The 15,623-nt window shown below is 49.7% G+C and carries 10 protein-coding genes; 4 read left to right on the forward strand and 6 right to left on the reverse strand.

Annotated elements, in window-relative coordinates:
• The first annotated feature begins 93 nt into the window (after positions 1–93).
• Complete coding sequence (locus tag Q0852_RS14105) at positions 94–555, forward strand: hypothetical protein (RefSeq protein ID WP_299018964.1); 462 nt, start codon at positions 94–96, stop codon at positions 553–555.
• A gap of 80 nt (positions 556–635) precedes the next feature.
• Here the strand turns inward: Q0852_RS14105 and Q0852_RS14110 are convergent, their stop codons facing one another.
• Positions 636–1,136: a putative 4-hydroxy-4-methyl-2-oxoglutarate aldolase gene (locus Q0852_RS14110; RefSeq protein WP_299018965.1), complete on the reverse strand. Its 501-nt coding sequence runs from the start codon at positions 1,134–1,136 to the stop codon at positions 636–638.
• A 37-nt stretch (positions 1,137–1,173) separates the two neighbouring features.
• Complete coding sequence (locus tag Q0852_RS14115) at positions 1,174–1,674, reverse strand: DUF3293 domain-containing protein (protein WP_299018967.1); 501 nt, start codon at positions 1,672–1,674, stop codon at positions 1,174–1,176.
• A gap of 299 nt (positions 1,675–1,973) precedes the next feature.
• Here Q0852_RS14115 and arcA point away from each other — a divergent pair, with 299 nt between their 5' ends.
• Positions 1,974–2,693: a two-component system response regulator ArcA gene (gene arcA, locus Q0852_RS14120; protein ID WP_299018969.1), complete on the forward strand. Its 720-nt coding sequence runs from the start codon at positions 1,974–1,976 to the stop codon at positions 2,691–2,693.
• A 66-nt stretch (positions 2,694–2,759) separates the two neighbouring features.
• Here the strand turns inward: arcA and Q0852_RS14125 are convergent, their stop codons facing one another.
• The 4 genes from Q0852_RS14125 to Q0852_RS14140 all read right to left on the reverse strand — a co-directional run bounded on the left by Q0852_RS14125 (position 2,760) and on the right by Q0852_RS14140 (position 8,843).
• Positions 2,760–3,347: a hypothetical protein gene (locus tag Q0852_RS14125; RefSeq protein ID WP_299018971.1), complete on the reverse strand. Its 588-nt coding sequence runs from the start codon at positions 3,345–3,347 to the stop codon at positions 2,760–2,762.
• The gene (gene arcB / locus Q0852_RS14130) at positions 3,344–5,710 is read right to left on the reverse strand and encodes an aerobic respiration two-component sensor histidine kinase ArcB (RefSeq protein WP_299018973.1); all 2,367 of its coding nucleotides are present in this window, start codon (positions 5,708–5,710) and stop codon (positions 3,344–3,346) included. Before arcB ends, Q0852_RS14125 begins: the two co-directional genes overlap by 4 nt.
• A 140-nt stretch (positions 5,711–5,850) precedes the next feature.
• Entirely contained in the window at positions 5,851–7,782 is a 1,932-nt protein-coding gene (locus Q0852_RS14135; RefSeq protein ID WP_299018975.1) for a diguanylate cyclase, read from the reverse strand.
• A 125-nt stretch (positions 7,783–7,907) separates the two neighbouring features.
• Complete coding sequence (locus tag Q0852_RS14140; RefSeq protein ID WP_299018977.1) at positions 7,908–8,843, reverse strand: TIGR01212 family radical SAM protein; 936 nt, start codon at positions 8,841–8,843, stop codon at positions 7,908–7,910.
• A gap of 617 nt (positions 8,844–9,460) precedes the next feature.
• On the opposite strand from Q0852_RS14140, the gene gltB reads away from it, so the two are divergent.
• Both gltB and Q0852_RS14150 read left to right on the forward strand, forming a co-directional pair.
• Entirely contained in the window at positions 9,461–14,008 is a 4,548-nt protein-coding gene (gene gltB, locus Q0852_RS14145) for a glutamate synthase large subunit (RefSeq protein ID WP_299018979.1), read from the forward strand.
• Positions 14,001–15,473: a glutamate synthase subunit beta gene (locus Q0852_RS14150; RefSeq protein WP_299018981.1), complete on the forward strand. Its 1,473-nt coding sequence runs from the start codon at positions 14,001–14,003 to the stop codon at positions 15,471–15,473. The genes gltB and Q0852_RS14150 overlap by 8 nt, the downstream gene beginning before the upstream one ends.
• Positions 15,474–15,623 lie beyond the last annotated feature (150 nt).

Raw genomic sequence — 15,623 nt, forward strand, 5'->3', positions numbered from 1 at the left:
AATCAGAATTGTGTCCTATTATTGATAATGCTGATTTTGATCAGCCAAAGATAAAAAACCTATAAACATAAAAGCAACAGGGAAGGTGGCGCAATGAGGAAGTTGCTGATCACAATTGCCCTGCTGGTAGTGGCGTTACCAACAACAGCAGCAGAAAAAGGGCTATTCGACCTGGGCGGAAACGATACCTCTTCGTCCGGCTGGTTTATATCATCCCAATCAAAAAGTGCCGAACAATTCGATGTCTGGCAGATTGATAGTGGCTATGCATACTCGCTAACAGACAAAACCGAACTCTACCTAAGTACCCGATTCAAAACCGGCAATGAGTCCCAGGCTGCGAGCCGCGGACTATTATCTGGTGTTAAATATAACCTTTCCCCAAAAATCAGCCTGAAAAGTGCCGTGACCTCGGAAACGATAGAGCGGGAAACCATAGTGGGTGTCGAAGTATCAAGCCAATATGACGTCACGGAGCGAGTGAACCTACATGCCACCGTTGACTACGAAGCTCTGGAACAAATCTATCAACTTGGCATCGGTTTTCGCTTTTAGGCTTTTACTTTTAGGGGGCGACGAATATAAACGGCAAGAAGCCATTTATACAAGAAGCCATTTATATTCGTTGGCTCACATCACCCTTCACCAACCACAGACAGGTCAAGCGGCTTCTTGCTGAGCAAAATTCCATTACGGTCGGCATATACCATATCACCGGGATATACCAGGGTATGGGCAACCGTCAGCGTTACATTCCTATCGCCGGTTTGCCTTTTTTCTGTTTTAAACGGACAGGCCGCCAGAGCCTTAACCCCGATATCAATCGTTGCCAAAGTACCGATATCCCGCGCAGCCCCATTAATGACAATACCTTCCCAATTATTATTGTGGGCAAGCATTGCCAGCTGATCGCCGAGCAGCGCTAAGCGACAAGAACCATGGCCGTCTATCACCAAAACTTTACCGGTACCGTCCTCGGATACAATATCCCGAACCAGGCTGTTATCTTCAAAGCACCGTAAGGTCACTACCTCACCATAAAAAATGATCCTGCCGCCGTAATCATTCGCAGCCAGCGGCAACCAGCGAACATCCGGTCCATAGTGATCGCACAGGTCGGGTAATAAATCTAACATCACAAGCTCCTTTGTCTAAATGGCAAGTAGCGGGTCTCTACTCAGTGTAGAAAAAGTCTTTGATTTCCCCCAATTTCATTCTCGTGACACCTTCCATTAACACCGGAACCAAATAGAGCTTTCCATATTCCCCCCAATAAATTGCATTCTGTTGCCATTGACGAGCCAGTCCACAGGCTTGTTCCAGAGAAATAGCGGTAAGAAAACTATTTTCCAGCCAACAACCTTGAAGGTCATGGCAAATCACTGGCTGAATGTCTTTTGTCAATTTTTCCAACTGGGATCTCAATATTTCATTGCGCAAAATGTTACTCGGTTCATTAAGAACAATGCTTCTAGGATTAAATGCTGTTAGAATTGCAAAGCAAGGGTAAATGGAGTGTTGCTTTACCTTGAATGAAATAGTCTGATAGCTACACCAAAGCGAGATGTTTTCACACATTTTCGGATTTACCTTCAGCGCGACGAATTTTTTTGTAGCTAATGTTAAACAAAGTGAAGATTCGTAATAGACTTCAGCCTGTTTGATATAAATCAATAAAGCTCCAAAAAGCAGTCACGAAACAAAGCCGTAATATTGTTAGCGTGCTGTTAAGTGCATACAATCGTCGCCATCCCACGGAGATTGTAGCCAATGCCTCTATTTTTTAGGGCACTTTCAGCAAATGCTATGACACATCGTCTTGCTGAATAAAAGGATGGCGTACCAAACAGGCCGTGTTTAAAAAGGACAAAATGTATTATGTCCAAGACTTTGCCTGTATGTGAATTTTTTTTATAGAATTTAACTATTCTGTTTTTGACCAGATTCCGTTTTTAGAAATTTAGGTACTGCCAATGCAAACCCCTCACATTCTAATTGTAGAAGACGAGCACGTAACACGTAACACCTTGAAAAGCATCTTTGAAGCAGAGGGTTACACTGTATTTGAAGCTAACGACGGTGCCGAAATGCACCAGATGCTTTCAGAACACCCAGTTCACCTTGTGATCATGGATATCAACCTACCAGGTAAAAATGGCCTGTTGCTGGCACGCGAACTTCGCGAGCAAGGCGACATGGCGCTAATGTTCCTGACAGGCCGTGACAACGAAGTTGACAAGATCCTGGGTCTTGAGATTGGTGCTGACGACTACATCACCAAGCCATTCAACCCACGTGAACTGACTATCCGTGCTCGCAACCTGCTAACCCGTGCAATGAACCAGGGCCTACCTACTGAAGACAAGCGTCTGGTAGAGCGTTACGAGTTCAATGGTTGGTCTCTTGAGATCAACAGCCGTTCTCTGATCAGCCCTAACGGTGAACAGTTCAAACTGCCTCGTTCTGAGTTCCGTGCCCTGCTTCACTTCTGTGAAAACCCAGGCAAGATCCAGACCCGTGCTGAACTGCTGAAGAAAATGACCGGCCGTGAGCTGAAGCCACATGACCGTACAGTTGACGTGACTATCCGTCGTATCCGTAAGCACTTCGAGTCTATTGCTGATACTCCGGAAATCATTGCCACTATCCACGGTGAAGGTTACCGTTTCTGCGGTGATCTGGAAGAAGAATAAGATTTTTCCGATTTCCATCAAAAAAGGCTCCGTAACGGAGCCTTTTTTACAAGTATTACCCATTAGTTAGAATACTTGGCTAAGCGCCACATCATGCTGCACCAGCTTAAATTCTTCACCGTTGAACGTGAAGATTATGGCCACATCGACCAAGCTGCCCGGATCCCACTCAGGGCCGGCCCGCATCACCACCTCAAGGGTCAGCTCGCCTTCAGCACGCACCTCCAGATTATCCTTCACCAGCCACTGCTTATCTTCCTGTTCCAGTAATACCTGGGTGATCTCGATACCAGCAGGTAAAGGCTGCATATCCGTTGATTGTAATTTCACCGACGCATGAAGCTTATCAGCCGGTTGGGTTCCGTCATCGCCAATTACCGGCATGCTGTTTAACCAAATATCACTACGAAGGTTAACAGGCACTCCCGAGAGTGTCAGCTCCGTCGGTGACTGCCAGATCTCTGTTACTAGCGGCACACTGGCTTCAGGTTCTGCTACCTCTGCCGTATCGGTTTCCGTCTGGCTTTGTGTTTCTTGGGCTTCGGCTTCAACCACCGGAGCCTCCGCTTCGGTCGATGCCGGTTTTTCCGGCTCAGAGCACGCCGCTAACAACAGGCAAGCAGCTACCCAGGTCATTTTCCGTAACTTCATCATGATTTCTCCTTAATCTCTAACCAGCCTTTCAGGACAGTCAAATCATTCTGATAACCATCTTTGATTTCATCGACCCAGTCATTGATGTTTTCCCACCATGCCGGTAGTTCCGGCGACTGCGCCTTCTGGGCCACCTGCTGAATATGTTTTAGACCGATAGATCCTGCCGCGCCTTTGATCTTGTGCGCCTCAAACTTAATGCCGTCTTTATCCTTAGCCGTCATATTCGAATCAAGAATCGCGATATATTCCGGCATCTTCTCCTCAAACATAGCAATACTGTCGTACACTGGCTTAGTACCGACAATCTCAACATAAGAGCTCAGCATCTCCAGATCCAATAGCTGGTTGATCATATCTTCACTCGGGGCCAGGGCCTCAACATCCTGCTGTTTTTCTTCCATTAGCTCATCCTCATCAATCGGACAGGTCAGTACCAAGCGCTGGATCACATCACTGATAGCCTTCACGCTAAGCGGCTTACTGAGCGCATCATCCATGCCTTTCTCAAGATACTCTGCTTTGTCCTTAATCACATTAGCTGTCAGGGCAACCAAAGCTGGTAGGTAGTCATACTTCTCGCGCAGCTGCTTCGCAATATCAAAGCCAGTCATATCCGGCAACTGAATATCAAGCAATACCAAATCATAGGCTTCAGGATCAAACATCTCCAATGCTTCCTCACCACGCATTGCAATCGTCACCTGATGTCCCAGACTTTCCAGCAGAGCCTTGGCAACGGTGATATTCAGTTCGATATCTTCCACCATGAATATATTCAGACTGAGCTGTGGTACAGCAGGCATCACTTCTTCTTCAACAACATTTTCCACCAGTGGTACACGGATGGTTACGGTAAAGGTACTGCCCTCTCCAACCTCAGACGAAACGGTAATATCACCTCCCATCATCTGTACCAACTGACGCGACACGGCCAGGCCGATACCGGTTCCAACTGCATGCAAGTTGTCACTCTCATCCTTAACCTGGTAATACATGGCAAAGATTTTATCCAGCTCATCAGCAGGGATACCAATTCCGCTATCTTCGACCTCAAAAATAATCTCAGCCTGCTGATCAATAATCTCACTGCTGACAGACAGGATCACACCACCGTCTTTAGTAAACTTGGTGGCGTTGCTCACCAGATTCCAAAGCACCTGCCGCAGTCGGGTACTATCAACTTCAATAAAACGCGGTAAATCACTCAGGCGCTCAAGATCAAAACGCAGGCTTTTCTGCTCAGCCATCAGACCGGAAATATTCCCCATCTCAACCACGAACTCTTCAAAATCCAGAGGCTTGGGCAGTAACTCCAACCGACGACGATCTGACTTATCCATGTCGATAATGTCATTGAATATATTACCAAGTGTGATTGCGCTGACATGAACCGTCCGCATATAGCCCCGCTGTTCATCATCAAGGCGGGTTTCCAGCAACATACGGCTCAAACCGACAATCCCGTTGAGTGGTGTGCGCAGTTCGTGGCTGATCGTAGAAATAAAGGCCGTTTTATCCCGGCTCGCTTTCTCCAGGGCATCCTGATACTGCTTACGATCAGTAATATCACGACCAAACCCCATCAACCCCAAACGACGACCGTCGCGGCTGTAGAAAGGGACTTTGCGCAGCTCGAAGATCGCCTTGCGACCGTCCGGGTACTCCAGCCACTGCTCATAGGTCAGGGAAACGTTCTGGGTAAATAGCTGCTGATCTGTTTCAGCAATCTTGTTGGCAATCTCCTCGCTGTAGACATCCCTAGGGGTAAGCCCAACCAGCTGTTTTTCAGTCCGATCCGTCAGCTCTTCCATCGCCCGGTTACAACCCGAAAACTCCCCCTTCTCATTGCGGTAGTAGATCAAATCGGGCGAAGCATCAAGAAAGGATTTCAGCAGTGCACTCTGCTCTGCCAGATCCAGCTGGGCTTTTTCACGCTGAAAGACTTCGTTTTCCAAATCATGCATCGCAAGCTCACGGGCCTCTTCAGCCTTAACCCGCTCTTCAATTTCCTGATTAAGCTGGGTGATATTATCCTGCAGCTGCTTATTGAGCTGCATGTCGCGCGAACGCATCTCTTCAAGCTTGGTCACCAACTTCGACAATCGCTGGCGTGAGTCCTCAAGCTGATCGACCACGACCGACAAGAAATACACCGCCCAGGGAGTGATCAACAGGCCAAAGAAAACCGAGCGGACAATGTCGATATTATCCACCTCTCCCTGCAGCACCAGAGTTACCCCGACCTGTACCAACACCGCCAGCGCGACCAGTGCCAGCGCCAGCAACAGGCTGAAACGGACAATCCCTAGCTTCACCAGCAAGTCAACATAGAACTGAGCCAGTACTTTGATTTGTTTCATTATTTATTCCTACTAATGAAAAGCTGCCACCATGATAATCGCCTCGGCTCCATAACCAAAGGATAAGCCTCTCAGATAAAACAAAGCCTGCTCGCGCAGGCCTTGAAGATCAAAAATATAGCGTTGGCTCATTCACAGCCTTATTGGTCTGACATCGACATAGTACAGTTTCGCCCTGCCGCCTTAGCTCTATAAAGGGCGATATCCGCCATTTCGATCAAATCCCCATAATCCTGAAACGGCCTCGGCATCACTGTCGCAATACCCAGGCTCACCGTCAGCTGTTCGGCCACATCCGAATAATGATGAAGTATGCCTTTCTCAGCCAAGTGTCGGTGGACTTTCTCGGCAATCACCTTACCGCCTTTCATATCGGTATTCGGCAGCAAAAATGCGAACTCCTCACCGCCGTATCGCGCCACCTCATCCGTCTCGCGCTTAACGACTGTCTGGAAGACCTGCGCAACCTCACGCAAGGCAAAGTCTCCCTGCTGATGACCATAGTTATCGTTAAACGCTTTGAAATTATCGATATCACAAAAGATCATCGTTAGCGGCTTTTGCTCCCGAATATGGGTATGCCACAGCTTACGCAACTGCTCATCGAAACTGCGTCGATTAGCAACCTTGGTCAGGCTGTCGACAAAACTCAGTTCCTGCAATTCCATAATAGCATCCGCCAACTGCTGCTCGGCCATCTTACGCTCCGTCACATCCCGCGCCATGATCAGCACGCCAACAGTTCCGTCCGTCGGATCCTTATAGGGTGATTTCACCACTTCGTACCAGATTGGCGTATCGTCATCCAGGATCACATAGTCATCCATCTTGACGGTTACCCCATCTCGCATCACCTGCTGATCCGTTTCCCAAAATAACTGCCATCTTTCTTCATCCATCAATTCAGCAGCATTTTTACCAAGCAGCTCTTCCCTGCGAAACCCCAACGATCGAGCAAACGGCTCATTGCATCCCACATAAACGCCATGCTCGTTATAAAGCCCTATCGGGTCTTTACTGGCATTCATAATGGTGTCAAAAAGGTTTTTGCGCTGAGCCAATGCCTGCTCAGTGATCTCTCGCTTTTCGATCTCCTGCTTAAGGTTTTCCTGCATTTCATGCCAGTCGGTCACATCATGGCTAATGTTAAGAGTACCGATGGCTTCGCCGTTATCACCAATCAACATCGTCTTATTGGTTTCCAGTAACCGGCTGGAGCCATCCGGTGCCGTTGTCCAGGAATGAATGGAATTATGACAGGAAAAACTGTCATCCCCTTCCATCACCCCTTCTTCAAACCTGCCATGCCAAAAGCGATCAAACGCCTTGTTGGTTCCCATGACCAGCCCGCTTTTATCCTGGTAGTACACCAGCTCCGACAGCGAGTTCAGCACCTGCTGGAAGATCCGCTGTTCCTGCTCCAATCTGACATCAGCCGCTTGTGACTCCTGGGGTTTGACAATAAACAGCAACCAGGACGCCTGCCATTTAAAACGCACGGGCTGACCTGAAACCTGAAACTTCATTAGCCGCCCACGAGTAAACTGCAACTCTTCACTAACGTTCCGAAATCCCCGGTAAAACGAAAACGGACGCAGGAAATCAAACATCATCTGCGAACTGATTTCATCCGGATACAAATAACAGCCATCCAATTCACGAACACCCAGCAGCTCTTGGCTGCCTCTGTTGGCATACAGCAATACACCGTCTTTCTTTCTGACTATCACTACCGCCAGCGGCATATTGGCCAAAGCGGCATGGAGTTTTCGGAAGGAAGAAGAATCGATGTAATACAAAACCCAAACAACAAGCCCGACACCGACAAGCAGCATTAAGGTCATCAGGGTAAAAAACAGTATTGGGCTATGAAGGCTATCTTCCCCGCCCAGAGCTAGCCCCGTGCGCGGGAAAAGCAGGCTAATAATTGCAAGAAAAAAAAAGGCAGGGATACGCCCCGAAGACCAATAGGACAAACCGGCGGTGTTCTCGGAGGTATTTTGAATATCAGCCGTCCTGGGTCGGCGCGCAAGACGGCTAATGATGCTAAAACGGGGGCGAGCGGTATGCATTATGTTATTGAATGATTGCTGATTATCCCCCGCTAATCTAACACATATTTAGTGTGATGCGACAATATCCCCAAGTAACTTCAAAATGCTTGTTTCAGCAAGACTTAAAGGAGCGCATCTTGAGGTCACCTCGGTATAGGCTGATAAACAAATGGGTTACCCAATGCACTTCCCTGCGCACCCAACTGATCGAGATTACGGCCAATCTCGGTCATCGCCAGCCAGCGATTTTCGCACCAGACTGGTGCCAACAGAGTGGGTCTGCGCGCACTGGCAGATACTCGATGGAAGATCACTTCAGGAGGTGTCAGGCGGATCATCTCCGAAGCTATCTCGGTGTAATCCTCAAGACTAAGTTCAGCCAGACGCCCAGCTTTCCAGGACAAGCCCATGATACTGCCTTCGACGATATGCAGCGGGTGTAGCTTAATGCCATCAACCCCGGCATCAACGACCTTGCGAATTGTCTCAAGGTTATCTTCCCGGGTATCACCCGGCAGCCCGACAATCAGGTGAGCGCAAACTTTCAGCCCCAGCGCCCGGGCGCGCTTGGTGATGACTTCATAACAGGCAAAGTCGTGGCCGCGGTTGATCCGCTTCAGGGTTTTGTCATTGGCGGTCTGCAACCCGAGTTCCAACCAGATCTCATACCCCTGCTGGTGGTATCCAGCCAGTAATTCCAGTACCTCATCCGGCACACAATCAGGCCGGGTACCGACACACAAGCCAACGATATCAGCCGCTTTCAATGCCTCTTCATACATCGCTTTCAGCGTCTGCACTTCAGCATAGGTACTGGTATAAGCCTGGAAATAAGCCAGGTAACGCTTGGCGCGGTTAACTTCACCTGCACGCTGGGTCAACTGTTCAGTGATCGGTTTATGCTGGGCCTGCTCATCAGCAAAGGAGGCGACATTACAGAAGGTACAGCCACCACGACCAATAGTGCCATCACGGTTTGGACAGCTGAATCCGCCGTGCAGGGTAAGCTTGTGAACCTTCTCTCCATAGCGCCGCTGTAAATCCTGTCCAAAAGTATTGACTAGTTCGTGCAACTGCATCGTGTCACCTGAGTTGTTAATTGAAAAAAGCATCGCAGGTTAACACCAAAACTGCACCCGGAAAATGTGTCAAAGCAATAAACAGGACTTAAATTTATATCGACATCATCCTGCTTCGCTCTGTTGACAAAAAACAACAAAACTCAATCATAGGCTCAACACATTAACCTTATTAAAATAATGGATAATTACCCTGTGCTCTCCGGCTTTATTCACAATGAGAACCATTATCGAATATTCAAGCAGATAATCGCGCTAGAAATTCATACACATAACACTTTTATGCTCTAGTGCTGCCAATTTTTGTTGGTAATTAATAAATCAAAACTGTAGGATAGTTACAGCAGTGTGCATTTTATGAACAATAAATGTAATGAAATCACTCCAAAAAATAGTGATTTCTGCCACCACCCCAAGCAGTCTTAGCACTTTTGCAAACCAGAACAAAGGTGCTACAGAATTTAGTTTGCTTATGATTGACGCTCTCATCCCACAGCAAACACACATCTCACCGACCGGACAGGAGTCCACCCAAAGGTTAGTGGCGATGAAAAATAACAAATTAGGGATAACTCAGGCTCTGGATTGATGCCTGTTGAAACTGGAAGGAAGTATCTATGACAGATCAAGAGCTTAATGCTCAGGGGCTTTATGTGCCTGAAATGGAGCACGATGCCTGCGGTATCGGCTTTGTAGCCCACCTGAAGAACCGAAAATCCCATAAAATTGTAACCCAAGCCCTTGATATGCTTGCCAGGATGGAACACCGTGGCGGCCAGGGTTGCGATCCAAGCAGTGGTGACGGTGCCGGTATCCTCCTGCAAAAACCCCATGAGTTTTTATTAGAAGAAACCGTAAAGCTGGGCATAAAACTACCGTCTTTCGAACAATACGGTGTCGGTGTCGTCCTGTTTCCTAAAGACGAGTACAAGCGCCAGCAATGCCGCGATATTCTGGAACGTAACGCCAAGCGGCTGGATCTGGAAGTTATCGGCTACCGTGTTTTGCCGGTTGATAACTCAATGATCGGTGACGACCCTCTCAGCACCGAACCTCAGTTTGAACATGTCTTTATTACCGGTGGTGCAAACCTCGACCCAGCCGTTCTTGAGCGAAAGCTGTACGTGCTGCGTAACTACACAGTTCGAGTCTGCCTTGAAAGCATCTCCAATATCGGCGATGACTTCTACATTAACTCAATGTCATATAAAACATTGGTATACAAAGGCCAGCTAACTACTGAGCAGGTTCCCCAATACTTCCTGGATCTGCTGAATCCGACCATGGTAACGGCCCTTGCGCTGGTTCACTCGCGTTTTTCGACCAATACTTTCCCGAAATGGCGCCTGGCACAGCCTTTCCGTTACATTGCCCACAACGGCGAAATCAACACGGTCCGCGGCAACCTGAACTGGATGAAGGCCCGCGAAGCTATTCTTGAATCAGATCTATTCAGCCAGCAGGAAATCGACATGCTGCTGCCGATCTGCCAGGAAGGCAGCTCAGATTCATCCAACTTCGATATGGCATTAGAACTTCTGGTTCTGTCCGGCCGAAGCCTGCCACATGCCCTGATGATGCTTATCCCTGAAGCGTGGCAAGAAAACAAAAATATGGATCCGAAGCGCCGCGCATTCTACCAGTACCATGCCAATATCATGGAACCGTGGGACGGCCCGGCTTCAGTCTGCTTCACTGACGGTGTCCAGGTTGGTGCCACCCTTGACCGTAACGGCCTGCGCCCATCACGCTATACCGTTACCAAAGATGACTTCCTGGTTATGGCATCTGAATCCGGCGTGGTCGAAATCGAGCCGGAAAACATCCAGTTCCGCGGCCGCCTCCAGCCAGGTCGGATCTTCGTTGCAGACCTGGAGCAAGGCCGGATCATCTCTGATGAAGAAGTCAAAGATACCATCGCCGCAGCACAGCCATACGATCAGTGGGTTAAAGACAACCTGCTAAGCCTTAAGGCCCTGCCAGAAGCGGAAAACATGCACCACCAGCCCACGCCGGAACGTCTGCTGAGCCACCAGCAAGCGTTTGGTATGAGCACGGAAGAAGTGAACGACATCATTGTTCCGCTGGCGAAAACCGCCTACGAGCCACTGAGCGCCATGGGTGCCGATTGGCCGTTGGCTGTACTTTCACACCAGTCACAGCACCTGTCCAACTACTTCAAGCAGCTATTTGCCCAGGTAACTAACCCGCCGATCGACCCTATCCGGGAACGGATGGTGATGTCGCTGAATACTTACCTCGGTAAAGATCAGAATCTGTTGACCGAAACCCCTGAGCACTGTCAGAAAGTCGAGCTGGAATCGCCAGTCCTTTCCAATGCCGAGCTGGAAAAACTCCGTGCTATCGACAACGAGCACCTGCAGGCCAAAACCCTTGATATCGTATTCCGTGCCAACGGCGAGCCTGGCAAACTGGAGCGCGCCCTGAAACGCATCTGCCAATATTCGGAAGATGCTGTTATCGATGGCTATTCGATCATCATCCTGACTGACCGTGCGGTGAACTCTAACCACGCCGCAATCCCGGCAATGCTGGCTGTCGGCGCCATCCATCACCACCTGATCCGCAAAGGACTAAGGGCTAAGTGTGACATCGTGGTCGAAACCGGTGATGCCCGCGAGACCCATCATTTCGCCACATTGGTCGGCTACGGTGCCAACGCGGTTAACCCGTACCTGGTAACAGAAACCCTGGTTGACTTGCAGAAGAAACGTAAACTCGATCCGGAACTGTCAGTCGAGGAGCTGTTCAATAACTACCGTAAAGGTGTTAATGGTGGCCTGCTCAAGATCTTCTCGAAAATGGGGATTTCGACCCTTCAGTCATACCATGGCGCACAGATTTTTGAAGCGCTGGGGATCAGCAAAGCCGTCGTTGACAAATACTTCACCGGCACCGTTTCACGGATCCAAGGCCTGACGATCGACGATATCGCCCAAGAAGTGCTTATTCGTCATCGCATTGGCTACCCGACCCGTGAAATCCCAATCAAGATGCTGGATGTCGGTGGGGTTTACCAGTGGAAACAGCGTGGTGAGAAACACCTGTTCAACCCAGAAACTATCTCCTTGCTGCAGCAATCCACCCGCAACAAGGATTTTGAACAATTCAAACAATACGCGAGCGCCATTGATGAGCAAGGTGACAGCGCAGCAACACTGCGTAGCCAGCTAGCGTTCATCAACAACCCGGCCGGTTCAATCCCGCTGGAAGACGTTGAACCAGTCGAGAATATCCTCAAGCGTTTCGCAACCGGGGCGATGAGCTTTGGCTCAATTTCTTACGAGGCCCACTCGACGCTTGCGGTCGCCATGAACCGTATCGGCGCAAAATCAAACTCAGGCGAAGGCGGCGAAGATCCGACCCGTTTCGAGAAAAAAGATAACGGCGACTGGGAACGTTCAGCCATCAAACAGGTTGCCTCTGGCCGCTTCGGCGTCACATCCTATTACCTGACGAACTCTGACGAAATCCAGATCAAAATGGCGCAGGGTGCCAAGCCTGGTGAAGGCGGTCAGCTGCCGGGAGACAAAGTTGATGACTGGATCGGTGCCACACGCCACTCAACCCCTGGAGTTGGCCTGATTTCACCGCCACCGCACCACGATATTTACTCTATCGAAGACCTGGCACAGCTGATCTACGATCTGAAAAATGCCAACCGTGCCGGACGTGTTAACGTCAAGCTGGTATCAGAAGCCGGTGTTGGTACGATTGCCTCCGGTGTCGCCAAAGCCAAAGCCGACGTAGTCCTGATTGCTGGTTTCGACGGTGGTACAGGTGCATCACCGATGTCATCCATCCGCCATACCGGCCTGCCTTGGGAGCTGGGCCTGGCTGAAACCCACCAGACCCTGCTGAAAAACGGCCTGCGTAACCGTATTGTGGTGCAGACCGACGGCCAGATGAAAACCCCTCGCGACCTTGCGGTGGCAACCTTGCTGGGTGCCGAGGAGTGGGGCGTCGCAACGGCGGCCCTGGTAGTCGAAGGCTGTGTCATGATGCGTAAATGTCACAAGAACACCTGCCCGGTCGGTATCGCAACCCAAAACAAGACCTTGCGCGAGCGCTTTGACGGACGCGTAGAAGATGTCGTGACTTTCTTCCATTACATGGCACAAGGTCTGCGTGAAATCATGGCTGAGCTTGGCTTCCACACCATTGATGAAATGGTCGGCCAGTCGCAGAAACTAAAAATCCGTGAAAACATCAGCCACTGGAAATACCAGAACCTTGACCTGAGCCCTGTACTGTTTACCGAAGCTGCGCGCGAGGAAGACGGTATTTATAACCAGCGAGAACAAGACCATAACCTCGAGAATGTACTTGACCGCAAGCTGATTGAAATTGCCGCGCCAGCCCTTGGTGAAGGCAAGCAAGTCGATGCTGAGTTTGACATCATCAACACCGACCGTAGTGCCGGTACCATGCTGTCAAATGAGATCTCCAAAATCTACAAAGATCAGGGATTACCGCAGCCAATGAACATCAAGTTCAATGGTTCAGCCGGTCAGAGCTTCGGTGCCTTCCTGGCCAAAGGAGTGACATTCGAGGTCGAGGGCGATGCCAACGACTACTGGGGTAAAGGTTTGTCGGGCGGTACCCTGGTGCTGTATCCGGATGCCAACTCCAACTTAGTCCCGGAAGATAACATTATCGTCGGTAACGTCTGCTTCTACGGGGCAACTTCTGGTGAATCCTATATCCGCGGCCTGGCCGGTGAACGATTCTGTGTCCGTAACTCCGGAGCCAAAGTCGTTGTCGAAGGGATTGGTGATCATGGCTGTGAGTACATGACCGGCGGTGTGGCGGTAATCCTTGGTCAGACAGGCCGTAACTTTGCAGCCGGAATGAGCGGCGGTGTCGCTTACGTCTGGGATCAGTTTAATGACTTCCAGAGCAAACTCAATCCAGAATTGGTAGACCTGGATCCAATCAAGCAAGAAGACCGTAACTTGCTACAGTCGATGCTGACCAAGCACGTTGAGCTGACAGGCAGTACTGTCGCGCAGACTTTCCTCGCCAACTTCGATGCAAACCTTCAGAAAATGATGAAAGTCATGCCGAGGGACTACAAAGCAGTCCTACAGAAGCGCAAAACGGAAGCAGAAAACAAGGAAGAGTTGGAGGCAGTAAATGGGTAAGCCTACAGGATTTTTAGAATTTGGCCGTGAATTGCCACAAAAACTGGAACCAGGTATGCGGATCCAGAACAACAGGGAGTTTGTTCTGAATGAAGAGTTTGGTAGCAAAATCAACACGCAGGCGTCGCGCTGTATGGACTGTGGTGTGCCGTTCTGCCATAACTCATGCCCGATTGGTAACATCATCCCGGAATTCAACGACGCGGTTTACCGTGACAGCTGGGAAGAAGCCTGGAATATCCTGAGCTCAACCAATAACTTCCCTGAATTTACTGGCCGGGTATGTCCCGCGCCATGTGAAAGCGGCTGTGTGCTGGGGATCAACCAAGACCCAATTACCATCTGTAACATCGAAAAAACCATTGTCGAAACGGCCTACCGTGAAGGTTATGCCAAACCAAAAACACCGCGTTCCCGCACAGGTAAAACGGTAGCGATTATCGGTTCCGGCCCAGCCGGACTAGCCGCGGCAGAACAGCTTAACAGTGCCGGACACTGCGTCACTGTGTTCGAACGCGACGAAAAAGTCGGCGGCTTACTTCGCTTCGGGATCCCGGACTTCAAGCTCGGCATGGATATCATTGACCGTAAAATTAACCTGATGATTGATGCCGGGATCAAGTTTGAAGTCAATGCCCACATCGGCGTCGACATCAATGCCCAGCAGCTACGCCAGGACTTTGATGTTGTCTTGCTTACTGGCGGCTCAACCGTACCCCGGAACCTACCCATCCCGGGACGGGAGCTCAATGGTGTGCATTTTGCCATGGACTTCCTGGCTCAAAACAACCGCCGAGCCAACGACATGGAGCTGAAGTCAGAAGAAATCCATGCCAAGGGTAAGCATGTCGTTGTGATTGGGGGCGGTGACACAGGTTCAGACTGCGTCGGCACATCTAATCGCCATGGTGCTACCAGCATTACCCAAGTAGAAATCATGCCGATACCGCCGGGAAAACGCCCGGTGAAGCAGCCATGGCCGTCATACCCAACAATAATGAAAACCTCGACATCCCATGAAGAAGGGTGCGATCGTCACTGGAACATCCTGACCAAGGCGTTTATCGGCGACGAAAACGGAAATCTCAAGGCACTGCGTATCGCTGATATCCAGTGGGAAGAGGCAAAATCAGGCGAACGTCCGAGCTTCACCGAGGTGGCCGGGTCTGAGCGCATCATTCCGTGTGATATGGCTTTCCTCGCCATGGGCTTCCTACATCCGGAACCAACAGGCGTACTGGCCCAGCTGGATATCAAGTTGGATGAACGTGGCAATGTCTCTACCAACGGTTTTGCCACCAACCAGAAAGGCGTCTTCGCCGCCGGTGACATGCGTACCGGTCAATCTCTGGTTGTTCGCTGTATCAACGAAGGCCGCGAATGTGCCCGTGAAATCGATGATTACCTGATGGGTAACTCCAACCTGGAAGCAAAATCGGATTCACTTATGCTGTCTAAAGCTTAATTTTATTCACTTTTGTCCTACCGATATAGCCAGCTCGCAGGAGCTGGCTTTTTATTACCCGTACAGCCGCCACCATCAAAACAATCAACGACACTGCAACAGCTAAGAATAATTAAACCTTTGTTGCATAACATCAAACGGCAATTATTC

The organism is uncultured Photobacterium sp., from assembly GCF_947502415.1.
Classification (GTDB): Bacteria; Pseudomonadota; Gammaproteobacteria; order Enterobacterales; family Vibrionaceae; genus Photobacterium.

What these genes read in the sequence shown, in the direction of transcription:
- Q0852_RS14140 (WP_299018977.1), bottom strand. Translation starts at nt 8,843, where the DNA reads ATGCAGTTGCACGAACTAGTCAATACTTTTGGACAGGATTTACAGCGG.
- gltB (WP_299018979.1), top strand. Translation starts at nt 9,461, where the DNA reads ATGACAGATCAAGAGCTTAATGCTCAGGGGCTTTATGTGCCTGAAATG.
- Q0852_RS14110 (WP_299018965.1), bottom strand. Translation starts at nt 1,136, where the DNA reads ATGTTAGATTTATTACCCGACCTGTGCGATCACTATGGACCGGATGTT.
- Q0852_RS14150 (WP_299018981.1), top strand. Translation starts at nt 14,001, where the DNA reads ATGGGTAAGCCTACAGGATTTTTAGAATTTGGCCGTGAATTGCCACAA.
- arcB (WP_299018973.1), bottom strand. Translation starts at nt 5,710, where the DNA reads ATGAAACAAATCAAAGTACTGGCTCAGTTCTATGTTGACTTGCTGGTG.
- Q0852_RS14135 (WP_299018975.1), bottom strand. Translation starts at nt 7,782, where the DNA reads ATGCATACCGCTCGCCCCCGTTTTAGCATCATTAGCCGTCTTGCGCGC.
- Q0852_RS14125 (WP_299018971.1), bottom strand. Translation starts at nt 3,347, where the DNA reads ATGATGAAGTTACGGAAAATGACCTGGGTAGCTGCTTGCCTGTTGTTA.
- Q0852_RS14105 (WP_299018964.1), top strand. Translation starts at nt 94, where the DNA reads ATGAGGAAGTTGCTGATCACAATTGCCCTGCTGGTAGTGGCGTTACCA.
- arcA (WP_299018969.1), top strand. Translation starts at nt 1,974, where the DNA reads ATGCAAACCCCTCACATTCTAATTGTAGAAGACGAGCACGTAACACGT.